This is a genomic window from Streptomyces sp. NPDC090077, from assembly GCF_044747545.1.
Taxonomy (GTDB): Bacteria; Actinomycetota; Actinomycetes; order Streptomycetales; family Streptomycetaceae; genus Streptomyces.
Genome location: NZ_JBIVEG010000037.1, coordinates 1 through 12,092, shown reverse-complemented (window position 1 = coordinate 12,092; position 12,092 = coordinate 1). Strand labels below are relative to the sequence as shown.

Genomic DNA, 12,092 nt, shown 5'->3' with positions numbered 1-12,092 from the left:
ATGAGCGAGGACCTGTGGCCCCCGCATGCCCTGGATGATCCGGAAGCCGACGCTCCGCCGGCGCCGGCCGGCGGTGGCGTCACCCTGATCGTCCCGACCTTCAACGAATCCGCGAACGTGGCGGAGCTCCTCGGCCGGCTCCGCACGGCCGTCGGCGACCGGGAGCACTTCGAGGTGCTGTTCGTCGACGACTCCACCGACGACACCCCCGCCGCGATCGAGAAGGCGGCCGCCGACTGCCCCTTCCCGGTCTCCGTACTGCACCGCGACAGCCCGGACGGCGGCCTCGGCGGGGCCGTCGTCGCCGGGATCGACCGGGTCGGCTCCGACTGGATCGTCGTCATGGACGCCGACCTCCAGCACCCGCCCCACCTGGTCCCCGAACTCGTCGGCGAGGGCGAGCGCACCGGCGCCGACCTCGTCGTCGCCTCCCGCTACCTGCCCGGCGGCAGCCGCGCCGGCCTCGCCGGCGGCTACCGCGTCGCCGTCTCGCGCAGCGCGACCTGGCTGGCCAAGGGGCTCTTCCCGCGCGCCCTGCGCGGCATCAGCGACCCGATGAGCGGCTTCTTCGCGATCCGCCGCACGACGGTGGCGGGCGCGGTGCTCCAGCCGCTCGGCTACAAGATCCTGCTGGAGCTGACCGTGCGCTGCCGCCCCGAGCGGCGCGCCGAGGTCCCCTTCGTCTTCGAGGACCGCTTCGCCGGGGAGTCCAAGTCCACCGCCCGGGAAGGGCTGCGCTTCCTGACGCACCTCGCGGCCCTGCGCTCGGCGAGCCCGCTGGCCCGCATGATCGGCTTCGGGCTGATCGGGCTCTCCGGCTTCGTGCCCAACCTGCTCGCGCTCTGGCTGCTCACCCACGCCGGGATGCAGTACCTCGCCGCCGAGGTGCTCGCCAACCAGGCCGGGGTCCTGTGGAACTTCCTGTTCATCGAGACGCTGCTCTTCCGCGACCGGCGCCGCCACCGGCACTGGGCGGACCGCCTCGGCCGCTTCGCCCTCCTCGCCAACGCCGACCTGCTGCTGCGCATCCCGGTCATCGCGCTGTTCGTGGGCCGCTTCGGCATGGACGTGCTGCCCGCCACCGCCCTCGCGCTGGTCACCACGTTCGTCCTGCGCTTCGCGGCGACCGAAGCGCTCGTCTATCTGCCGCGCGGGCCACGTGCGGAGCGCACCACCAGGAGTTGAGCCGTACCGAAAGGACCCGTGTATGCGTAGGAAGATCCGACGGGGGACGGGGCGCCGGGCCGCCCTGGTCGCCGTCGGCGCGATGACCGCCAGCCTGCTCATGACCGCACCCCAGCAGGCCACGGCCGGTGCGCCGAACCTGCTGACCAACCCCGGCTTCGAGACGGCGGGTCCGGCCGGTTCCGACATGCCCGCCTGCTGGTCGAAGTCGGGCTGGGGCGACAACGACTTCACCTTCGCCACCGTCGCCGACTCGCACAGCGGCACCAAGGCGATGAAGGTCTCGGTGACCCGCCGGGTCAGCGGCGACCGCAAGGCCCTGGTCACCGAGAACGCGGCCTGCGCGCCGACCGTGGTGCCGGGGAAGCAGTACGACCTGTCCGCCTGGTACAAGTCGGACACCCCGGACGTGTCGGTGACGGTGTTCCGCCACGACACCACCGCCGGCTGGCAGTACTGGACCGACCTGCAGAACCCGCCGGTCAGTGCCGCGTGGGCGCGTACGGAGGTCCGTACGCCCGCCGTCCCGCCGAACACCGACCAGATCGCGTGGGGCCTGTCCGTCTACGGCGTGGGCAACCTGACCACGGACGACTACGTGCTGGAGGAGGTGGGCGCGGTCCCGCCGCAGCCGGCCTGCACGGGTACGGCGGAGCAGTGCGCCAAGGGCAAGTGGGAGGTGATGGGCACCCAGAACCCGGTGCGTTCGATGCACGCGGTGGTCCTGAAGAACGGCAAGGTGCTGCTGATCGCCGGCTCCGGCAACGACATCTCCCAGTTCAACGCGGGGACCTTCACCTCGGCCGTCTACGACCCGGTGGCGGGCACCGCCAAGACGATCCCGACGCCGGTGGACATGTTCTGCTCGGGGCACGTGCAGCTGGCCGACGGCCGGGTGCTGGTGATGAGCGGCAACAAGGGCTATCCGTCCGCCGACGGGAAGATCGGCTACCAGGGGCTGAAGGACAGCTACGTCTTCGACCCGGCGACCGAGACGTACACGAAGACCAACGACATGAACGGCGGCCACTGGTACCCGTCCGCCACCATCCTCGGCAACGGTGACGTGATCTCCTTCGGCGGGCTGAAGGAGGACTCCACGGGCAACGTCACGGCGGAGAAGTTCTCGGCGGCGCAGAACAAGTGGCTCCCGATGAACGAGGTCAACCAGACCTGGTCGTACTGGGGCCTGTACCCGTCGATGATCCTCATGCAGGACGGCCGGCTCTTCTACTCCGGCAGCCACACCTTCGGCAACGGCACGCCCGGCTCGGGCGCCTCGGTCTACGACTACGACGCCAACACCATCACGGACGTGCCCGGCCTGCGGAAGAAGGACGAGCGGGACGAGTCGGCGAGCGTCCTGCTGCCCCCGGCCCAGGACCAGCGGGTGCTGACCGTCGGCGGCGGCAACAACGAGACCAACCCGGCGGCGAACCGGCTCACCGACATCATCGACCTGAAGAAGCCGAGCCCCGCCTACACCGCGGGCCCCGACCTCCCGCAGGGCCTCGTCGACACCGGTACGGGCAAGCGCCCGCAGACCGGCGCCGAGGGCAAGATGTACGTCTCCGCGGTGCTGCTGCCCGACGGCAAGGTGCTGGAGACCGGCGGCGGCCTCCACGACCGGGCCGACCCGGTCTTCGAGGCCTCGTTCTTCGACCCGGCGAGCAACACCTACCAGGCGGGCCTGGCCACCGACCCGATCCCGCGGACCTACCACTCGGGGTCGTTCCTGCTGCCCGACGGCCGCGTGATGTCGGTCGGCGACAACCCGGGCAACGGCACGTACAACCACGCGGTGTCCATCTACACCCCGCCCTACCTGTTCAAGGGGCCGCGCCCGAAGCTCACCTCGGTGATCGACACGGAGTGGGTGTACGGGGACACGCAGCGGATCACGGTGGACCGGCCGATCGCCAAGGCGGAGCTGATCCGCCCGGCGGCGGTCACCCACTCCTCGGACCCGAACCAGCGGTTCGTGGACCTGCCGATGACGGTGATCGACAACAAGACCATCGACCTCAACGTGACGAGCAACCCCAACCTGGCGCCGCCCGGCTGGTACATGCTCTTCGGGGTCGACGCGAACGGCGTCCCGTCGGTGGCGACCTGGGTCCACCTGGGCGGGGCCCCCGCCCTGGCGGCCGCGGCGAAGGCGGAGGGCAAGGAGCTGCCCTCCCCGCACGAGCACACCTTCGCCGACAAGCTCGCCCCGCCGAAGGCCAATCCCGCGCAGCGGGACTCGGCCCCGGTCGCCCCCACGGTGGCGGGCTGCGACCGGCACTACGGGACGGCCAGCATCTGCGTACCGGGCACCTTCCCGGCGGAGGTGAAGAAGACGACCAAGGACCGCTGCGAGTGGCTGGCGGCCCACCAGTTCCCGAAGCGGATGAAGGTCAACGGCAGCGACCCGCTGCGACTGGACCCGGACCGGGACGGCTACGCCTGCTGAACCGGGGGCCGGCCGGGTCCTCCGTCACCGCGCACGCGGCGGCGGGGACCCGGCCGGCCCCGCCCGCACGGACGCCCCCGGCTACGCGTGCCGGTACGCGGCCAGCGAGATGCCGACGTAGTGGGCCACGAAGGCCGCGAGCGTCAGGGAGTGGAAGACCTCGTGGAAGCCGAAGACGCGGGGGGAGGGGTTGGGGCGCTTCATCCCGTAGATGACCCCGCCCACGCTGTAGAGCAGACCGCCGACGATCACCAGGACCAGGACGGCGATGCCGCCGGTCCGCATGAAGTCGGGCAGGAAGAACACGGCAGCCCACCCCATCGCGATGTAGCAGGGGGTGTACAGCCAGCGAGGGGCGCCGACCCAGAAGACGCGGAAGGCGATGCCCGCCGCGGCCGCGATCCACACCGCCCACAGCAGGGGCTTGCCCGTGGAGTCGGGCAGCAGCAGGACCGCGAGCGGGGTGTAGGTGCCCGCGATGATCAGGAAGATGTTCGCGTGGTCGAGCCGCCGCAGGACGGCCTCCCCGCGCGGGCCCCACGTACCGCGGTGGTAGACGGCGCTGACGCCGAAGAGCAGGCAGGCCGTGAGGACGTACACACCGCAGGCGACGCGGGCCCTCGTCGAGTCGGTGAAGGCCATCAGCACCAGCCCGGCGATCACCACGGCGGGGAACATCCCGGTGTGGAGCCAGCCGCGCATCAGCGGCTTGGCCTCCGGACCTGCCGGTACGACCGGTGCGGCCGGCACGGCGGCGGCGTCTGAAGTCATGGTCCACATGCTACCTACGGGTCCGTAGGTTTCTGTTAGTCCTCTTTACGGAAGATTGACGGACGTGGCGATGCTCACGTGAGAGGCCCCCTGGACATATGCGCACATCCACCGGATGATCAGATGAGTGCGGTCGGCACCGGATGAGCGGAGCGCGAAGCGTCCGGGTCGCAGCCCCCACGGGGCATACACCAAACAAACCCCTCAACAAGGAGCAATCGTGGCGCGCGACAACGCGGCTCCCACTTCCGTCCCGACGACCCACCGGGAGCTCGTCTCCTGGGTGGAGGAGATCGCAGCCCTGACCCAGCCGGACCGCATCGTCTGGTGCGACGGCTCCGAGGCCGAGTACGAGCGCCTGTGCGAGGAGCTCGTCGCCAAGGGCACGTTCAAGAAGCTCGACGAGACCAAGCGCCCGAACTCGTACTACGCCGCCTCCGACCCCTCCGACGTCGCGCGCGTCGAGGACCGCACCTTCATCTGCTCCGAGAAGGAGGAGGACGCGGGCCCGACCAACCACTGGAAGGCCCCCTCCGAGATGAGGGAGATCTTCGCGGGAGAGCAGGGCGTCTTCCGCGGCTCCATGAAGGGCCGGACGATGTACGTCGTCCCGTTCTGCATGGGCCCCCTCGGCTCCGACCTCTCCGCGATCGGCGTCGAGATCACCGACTCCGCCTACGTCGCGGTCGCCATGCGCACCATGACCCGCATGGGCAAGCCCGTCCTCGACGAGCTCGGCACCGACGGCTTCTTCGTCAAGGCCGTCCACACCCTCGGCGCTCCGCTCGCCGAGGGCGAGGCCGACGTGCCGTGGCCCTGCAACACCACCAAGTACATCTCGCACTTCCCCGAGGACCGCGAGATCTGGTCCTTCGGCTCCGGCTACGGCGGCAACGCCCTGCTCGGCAAGAAGTGCTACGCCCTGCGCATCGCCTCCGTCATGGCCCGCGACGAGGGCTGGCTCGCCGAGCACATGCTCATCCTCAAGCTGACCCCGCCGGCCGGCGAGGGCGAGGCCAAGTACGTCGCCGCGGCCTTCCCGTCCGCCTGCGGCAAGACCAACCTCGCCATGCTGGAGCCCACCATCCCCGGCTGGACGGTCGAGACCATCGGCGACGACATCGCCTGGATGCGCTTCGGCGAGGACGGCCGCCTCTACGCGATCAACCCCGAAGCCGGCTTCTTCGGCGTCGCCCCCGGCACCGGCGCGCACACCAACGCCAACGCCATGAAGACCATGTACGCCAACACCGTCTTCACCAACGTCGCGCTCACCCCCGACGGCGGCGACGTGTGGTGGGAGGGCATGACCGAAGAGGCGCCCGCGCACCTCATCGACTGGAAGGGCAACGCCTGGACCCCGGAGTCCGGGACCCCGGCCGCCCACCCCAACGCCCGCTTCGCCGTCCCGGCCGCCCAGTGCCCGACGATCGCCCCCGAGTGGGAGGACCCCAAGGGCGTCCCGGTCTCCGCGATCCTCTTCGGCGGCCGCCGCGCCTCCGCCGTCCCGCTGGTCACCGAGTCCTTCGACTGGAACCACGGCGTCTTCATCGGCTCGAACATCGCCTCCGAGAAGACCGCCGCCGCCGAGGGCAAGGTCGGCGAACTGCGCCGCGACCCCTTCGCGATGCTCCCGTTCTGCGGCTACAACATGGGCGACTACATGGCCCACTGGGTCAAGGTCGCCGCCGACAAGGACCAGACGAAGCTCCCGAAGATCTACTACGTGAACTGGTTCCGCAAGAACGACGCGGGCAAGTTCGTGTGGCCCGGCTTCGGCGAGAACAGCCGCGTCCTGAAGTGGATCGTCGGCCGCCTCGACGGCACCGCCGAGGGCGTCGAGACCCCCATCGGCGTCCTGCCGACCAAGGCCGCCCTCGACCTCGACGGCCTCGACATCGCCGACGCGGACCTCGACTTCCTCCTCACCGTCGACAAGGAGGTCTGGCGCGAGGAGGCCGCCCTGGTCCCCGAGCACCTGAACACCTACGGCGACCACACCCCCAAGGAGCTGTGGGACCAGTACCACGCGCTCGTCGAGCGCCTGGGCTGACCGCCGCCGCCACCGCGGGCCCGGCACGACCGGGCCCGCCCGCCCTGATCACGACAGGGCAGCCCTGACACGACAGGGCACACGAACGTGGGAGTCCCCGACCAAGGTGCTCCCACCGCTGTGGGAATCCCCGACCAAGGCTTTCCCATCGCAGCACACGCCTGACTGGCCGACGGGCCGGCGCCACTGTCCCGGCCGCCGCCCGCCTCAGGAGCGTCCGCGCTCCTCCAGATAGGCCGTGTGCGTCTGCTGACGGCGGGCCTCCCTGTCCTGGAGGTCCGCCGTCAGGCGTTCCGCCTCCTCCGACAGCACCGACAGCTGCCGCTCCAGGTGCCGCTCCGGGGACTCCCCGCCCGGCGTCAGCCGCGTCCACCAGCGGGTCCGGTTGTACGTGTCCACGCACTCCGGCACGTCCAGCCGGACCGCCCGCGCCAGCGCGTGCACCGCATCCGGCTCCGCGGCCAGCACCTGCGCCGGCCAGCCCGGGTCCAGCAGCGCCGCGTACACGTCCAGCAGCTCGCTCAGCTTCCCCTCCGCCGCCGGCGGCAGCTCCACCTCCGCCACGTACTCCCGCAGCCGGCCCAGGTCCTCCCGTACGGCGTCCAGCTGCTCCGAGGGCCGCTCGAAGGGCGGCGGCGGCGTCCGCTCCGGCGGGGCCACCAGCGCGCCCGCCCCGTACAGCCCCGCCACCACCACCGGCCAGTACGCGCCGGCCACCCCGGCCACCGTCAGGCCCAGCCCGAGGAGCCCGCAGGCACTGCCCCACAGGTTCTTCTTCGACTCCAGGTACGCGAGCGCCCTACTGGTAACCACGGATCTCCTCGAAGGCCCCGTCCAGCGAGCCGTTGCCGTCGGTCGCGTCGAAGAGCCGGCCACCGGTCAGCTCCGTGATGTGCGTCAGCTCCTTGCGGTCCGAATCACCGAACAGCACCGCGAAGACCGGCGTCCGCTTCTGCCCCTCCGGCAGCCCGGCGTAGAACGAGTCGAAGTCCTTCACCTTGTCCCCGCTCTGCCCGTCCGTCATCAGCACGATCGAGGTGAACGCGTCCGCGTTGCCCTGCCCCAGGTGCTGGTACGCGGCCTTCAGACTCGCGTACACGGCCGTACCGCCCTCCGGGCGCAGCGCCTTCACGTCACCCCGGATCGCGTCCAGGGCCGGCCCCGGATTGCCCGGCTCCACGACGTGCGTCAGCACCTGCTTCACCTTGTCGCCGAACGGCAGCAGCGTCACCTCCTCACGGTCCCGGAACCGCTGCCCGGTCCCCGAACTCCCGCTCCCCGTCAGATCGGTGAGCGCCGAGCGCAGCCGCCCGATCCGGTCCGCCTCCGCCATCGAGCCCGAGGTGTCCAGCACGTACACCGTCCGCGAGGGCCGGCGCAGCTCGTTCTCGTACGAGGCCAGCAGCCCGTCCGCCACCGACCGGGAGCCCGGGAACGGCAGCTCGCGGCGCACCGACGGGTCCAGCCCGGCCGCCGGGGCCACCCCGGCCGCCACCGGCCGCCGGAACGTCTTCTCCGTGATCGCCTTCTGCGCCGCGTCGCCCCGCAGGTACTCCGTCAGCAGCCGGCCCGACTCCCGCGCCCCGGCCGGGGACGAGGTCAGCAGCGTCAGCGGGTAGTGCGCGGTGACCACGCCGTCCTTCGGCCGGATCACCTTCAGCGGGGACTTCGCCCGGTCGTTCATCGACAGCAGTACCGACTCGTAGTTGACCAGCGCGTCCACGTCGTCCCGCTTGGCGTACGCCGTCACGAGCCAGCCCGAGGAGCCGGAGGTCAGCTTCTGCCCCTTGAAGAACTCCTTCAGCCGCGGCCGGGCCTTCTGCACGTCCGCGTCGGTCAGCGCCGACTGCGCGCCCGACAGGCCCGAGGCCACCGAGACCAGGGTGGAGAACCCGGAGTTCGAGCGCACCGGGTCCGTCATCCCGTACGTCAGCTTCCCGGCCGCCACCGCCTCCTCGACCGCCGACCAGGTCACCTCCTCGGGCTTCCAGCCGAGGCGGGCCAGCGCCTCCGGCTTGACGCCGACCGCGACCGGCGAGGACATCACCGGGGTCTCGTTGGCGAGCTTCGCCGCCGCCTCGGGCCGCAGCCGCAGGTAGTCGTTGGAGGACAGCCAGACGGCGTCGTACGTGCCGTCCGCCTTGCCCGAGGCGACCTGCTCGGCCGCGTCCAGCGTCCCCGACCAGGTGAAGTCCACGGAGACCCCGGTGGCCGCCTTGGCGTCCTTCAGGACCGGGGCCATGTCGGAGAGCTCGCTGGAGGCCAGCACCCGCAGCCGGCCCTCCTTGTACTCCTGGGGCTTGCCGCCGTTGCCGCCGTTGCCGCCCGAGGACGAGGAGGAGGTGGGCGCGGGGTCGTCCGAGGTGCAGGCCGCGGCGCCCAGCAGGGTCGCGGCCAGCACCACCGTCGCGGCCAGGCGCCTGCGGAGCCGGGCGGTCATCGGCCTCATTGGCTTCATGGGTCCCATCGGCCTCATCGGCTTCATCGGCTTCATCGGTCCCGTCGGTCCCGTCGGCTTCATCGGTCCCCGCCTTCCAGGGAGTTCGCGGTGCGGGTGCGGGCCAGGTGGGCCGAGGCCGCCTGGAGCTCGCCCGTCAGGGACTCCACCGTCGCCGCCATGTTCTCCGTCGCCTGCACCTTGAAGGTGTCGATGGCGTCGAGGGTCTTGTAGATCTGAGCGAAGGCCGTACGGAGGGTCTCCGCCCCGACCGCCGGGTCGGCGGCGATCCGCTGGATCTCCCCGCTCTGGGTCGCCAGCATCTCCGCGTTGCCGCGGATCAGCTCCTCGGTGGTGCCGCGCAGGGCGCCGACCTGCTCGGCGACCTTGCGCTGGTGGTCGAGGGCCGAGGCCAGCATCACCGCGATGCGCAGCGCCGAGACGGTGGTGGTGGCCGCCCGGTCGACGCCCTTGACGAGCTCCTCGTTGTTGCGCCGGACCACGTCCATCGCCAGGTAGCCCTGCGCGCACACGGCCAGCTGGGTCAGCAGGTCCTGGTGCTTCTGCCGGACGGGGAACAGCACGTCGGCGCGGAGCACGTCCGCCCGGGCCGGGTCGGTCCGTTCGGCCTCGCCGATCCGCTCCTCGACGGCCGCGTCCAGGGCCTCGGTGAGCACCGCGTACTCCTGGAGCCTGCCCATCGTCTCCCATAGCCGGGCCCGCTCGGTGTGCAGGGCGGCGTTGTCGCGGCGCAGCTCGTCCTGGCCGCCGCGCAGCGCCCCGACGATCCGGTCCAGGGTCGCCTGGGAGGAGGCGTACTTCGCCACGTGGTCGCGGAACCTGTTGCCGCCCGGCAGCTTCGCCAGCAGCCTGCGGGCCCCCTTGGCGGGCGCGTCCCGCGGGTCGAGGTCCTCGACGGTGCGGCGCAGCTCCACCAGCGACCCCGCCACCCGGGCCTGGGCGTCGCCGCCGCCGTCCGCGCCGAGGGAGCGCACGGCCCGCTCCAGCATCCGGTTGGACTGGCCGGCGGCGGTGCGCATCTCGGCGGCGCCGAGGGTGGTGATGTCGCCGATGTGCTGCGCGAACTCCGGGGAGCGGACGTCGATGCCGGCGAGCTTGCCGACGTACTCGCCGGCCCGGCGGGCCATCTCCTCCTGGACGCCGTCCTGGAGCGGGACGAGGCCCGAGGCCTGCTCGCGGCGGACGGCGGGGACCGGCTCGGGCGCGGTCAGCACGAGCGGACCGTCCTCGGGCGGTGTCAGTGGTGCCGGTGTCGATGTCACGACGTGCCCCCCTGTCCCTTGGCGCGGCCTGCCAGCGCCGTCAGGACCTTCACGGTCGGAGCGCCGACCTGGCGGATGCCGGTCAGCTCCGGGTTGAGGTACCCGGCGTACTGGGTGGTGGCCGCGGTGAACTCGGCGGTGCCCTCCTGGGGGCGGAAGCCGTGCCGCACGGCCAGCTCGCGCAGCTTCTTGTCGGTGGCGAGGAGCGTGCCGAGGTCCTTGGCCTTCTCGCCGAGCGGTACGAAGGTGTGCGGGGAGTTGACGGTGGTGTCCGGGTACAGCACGACCATGCTCGCGGCCTCCCCGGTGGCCTGCTTCTGCAGCAGCAGCGCGGCGACCTGGGCCTCGTAGGCGAGGACCAGCGGTTCGCCGCTGCCGCTGATGAAGGAGCGGAAGGGGCCGTCGGTGCTGGGCTCCAGGGAGCCCTGGACGGAGATCAGCTTCCGGAGCAGGGGGGCGGTGCGCTCGATGCCGGCGTCGTCGGAGACGACCGTCTTGCCGTTGGCCACGTTGGAGGTGGCCCCGATGAACAGGGCGCCGGAGTTGGAGGTGGTGGGGTCCGAGGTCTTCACGAAGACCGTTCCGGACAGTTCGGTGTGCGAGGCCGAGCCGGGCAGCTGCTGCCAGGTGCGGTCCTCGCCGGCGGCCTTGAGGAAGGGGTCCATCAGGAGGGTGCCGGTGTTCTTGCCGTTCATCCTGACGAGACCGTTGTCGGCGAGGACGCGCGCGGCGTTGGCGCGGGCGATGACCACGAGGGGGGAGAAGAAGGGCTTCGCGCTCTGCGCGCCCTTCACCCCGGCCTTCGCGGCGATCTCGTCGGCGGGCTCACTGCTGCTGGGGAAGGCGAAGTCGTACTCCTTGAGGGCCAGCTGGTCCATGGCCCAGGAGCCCGAGGACTCGGTCTTCACGGTGTAGCCCTTGGCTGCAAGGGCCTTGACGACGTCTGGATCGCGGAAGAACTCGGACTTCTCCGACCCGATGACGCCACGCACGGTCTTCGTTGCCGTGCCCTCCGGTGTTCCGGTTCCCCCGAGGACGATGACGGCGATCACGCCGCCCACCAGGAGGACCGCCAGAGCGATTCCAAGGATGCGTCTCACGGCTGCAGCCTGCTCACGGAAACCCACATTCCGCGCGGCGTTGGGTGAACGCGGGGTGTCCAGACGGTCCCGCTTCGAAATGCTGTGTGGGTGGGCGGGTGCTGGTGGGCGGGGGCGGGCGGCGGGAGGATCGGGGCATGGGCAGTGGCACGGGCATGGGCGTGGGCGTGGGCATGGGCGTGAACGGCTTGAAGTGGCAGGGCTGGGTGGTGGGCATGCTGGGCCTGTCCTGCCTGCTCGTGTTCGCCCCGCTGGGGCTGTACGTGTGGGCCAGCGGCGGCCCCGCCGAACCCGTGGCCGCCCCGCCCGAGGTACGGGTCACCGCGTGCCGGATCGACCCGCCGAGCCGGCGGGCGGTGGCGGTCCTGGAGGCCCGGGGCGAGGGCTCGTACGTCGCCACGGTCCTGTTCCGCGACCGGAACCCGGCGATCGCGGACGCCCGCGAAGCCCGCACCCTGGTCCGCCTCCCGGGCCTGACCCCGGACACCCCCGCCGCCCACGCGGAGGCCGTCGGCCCGGTGTGGGCGGCGGGGGCGGGGGTGTGGTGCGGGGTGGTGGGGGTGGCGGGGGAGACGGGGGAGGGGTGAGGCTCCGGAGGCGGGCCCGCTATCTCCCCCTCGACCCCCTGGGGTCGGGCGGTGGCTGCCCACCCGCCTCCCTGTCTGCGGGCCGGGGGCCGGGTGAGCGGTGTACCCCCGGGCGGTCTCAGAGCTGGTTGGGGGCTTCCCGTCAGTCCCATCGTCCTTCCGTGTCGTGCCGGCCTGTCAAGGGCGCTCCTTCGTCGCGTCGCTACGCGATGGCCTTCGGC

9 protein-coding genes are annotated in these 12,092 nt (G+C 71.7%); 4 read left to right on the top strand and 5 right to left on the bottom strand.

Annotated elements, in window-relative coordinates:
• Both ACIPW5_RS35285 and ACIPW5_RS35280 read left to right on the top strand, forming a co-directional pair.
• Positions 1–1,185 (top strand): glycosyltransferase, encoded by a 1,185-nt coding sequence (locus ACIPW5_RS35285; protein ID WP_401254096.1) that lies wholly within the window; start codon positions 1–3, stop codon positions 1,183–1,185.
• A gap of 22 nt (positions 1,186–1,207) precedes the next feature.
• A complete protein-coding gene (locus tag ACIPW5_RS35280; protein WP_401254093.1) occupies positions 1,208–3,640 on the top strand; it encodes a galactose oxidase-like domain-containing protein in 2,433 nt (810 codons plus the stop codon).
• Between the two features lie 81 nt (positions 3,641–3,721).
• On the opposite strand, the gene ACIPW5_RS35275 is transcribed toward ACIPW5_RS35280, so the two are convergent.
• On the bottom strand, positions 3,722–4,411 hold the full coding sequence (locus ACIPW5_RS35275) for a hemolysin III family protein (protein WP_401254090.1): 690 nt from the start codon (positions 4,409–4,411) through the stop codon (positions 3,722–3,724).
• Positions 4,412–4,631: 220 nt separating this feature from the next.
• Here ACIPW5_RS35275 and ACIPW5_RS35270 point away from each other — a divergent pair, with 220 nt between their 5' ends.
• On the top strand, positions 4,632–6,464 hold the full coding sequence (locus tag ACIPW5_RS35270; RefSeq protein ID WP_401254087.1) for a phosphoenolpyruvate carboxykinase (GTP): 1,833 nt from the start codon (positions 4,632–4,634) through the stop codon (positions 6,462–6,464).
• A gap of 207 nt (positions 6,465–6,671) precedes the next feature.
• On the opposite strand, the gene ACIPW5_RS35265 is transcribed toward ACIPW5_RS35270, so the two are convergent.
• The 4 genes from ACIPW5_RS35265 to ACIPW5_RS35250 all read right to left on the bottom strand — a co-directional run bounded on the left by ACIPW5_RS35265 (position 6,672) and on the right by ACIPW5_RS35250 (position 11,284).
• A complete protein-coding gene (locus tag ACIPW5_RS35265; RefSeq protein WP_401254084.1) occupies positions 6,672–7,277 on the bottom strand; it encodes a hypothetical protein in 606 nt (201 codons plus the stop codon).
• Entirely contained in the window at positions 7,264–8,913 is a 1,650-nt protein-coding gene (locus ACIPW5_RS35260; protein ID WP_401254210.1) for a substrate-binding domain-containing protein, read from the bottom strand. Before ACIPW5_RS35260 ends, ACIPW5_RS35265 begins: the two co-directional genes overlap by 14 nt.
• A gap of 68 nt (positions 8,914–8,981) precedes the next feature.
• A complete protein-coding gene (locus ACIPW5_RS35255; protein WP_401254082.1) occupies positions 8,982–10,184 on the bottom strand; it encodes a toxic anion resistance protein in 1,203 nt (400 codons plus the stop codon).
• Entirely contained in the window at positions 10,181–11,284 is a 1,104-nt protein-coding gene (locus tag ACIPW5_RS35250) for a hypothetical protein (protein ID WP_401254079.1), read from the bottom strand. Before ACIPW5_RS35250 ends, ACIPW5_RS35255 begins: the two co-directional genes overlap by 4 nt.
• 137 nt (positions 11,285–11,421) lie before the next feature.
• On the opposite strand from ACIPW5_RS35250, the gene ACIPW5_RS35245 reads away from it, so the two are divergent.
• A complete protein-coding gene (locus tag ACIPW5_RS35245; RefSeq protein ID WP_401254076.1) occupies positions 11,422–11,871 on the top strand; it encodes a hypothetical protein in 450 nt (149 codons plus the stop codon).
• The last annotated feature ends 221 nt before the right edge of the window (positions 11,872–12,092 follow it).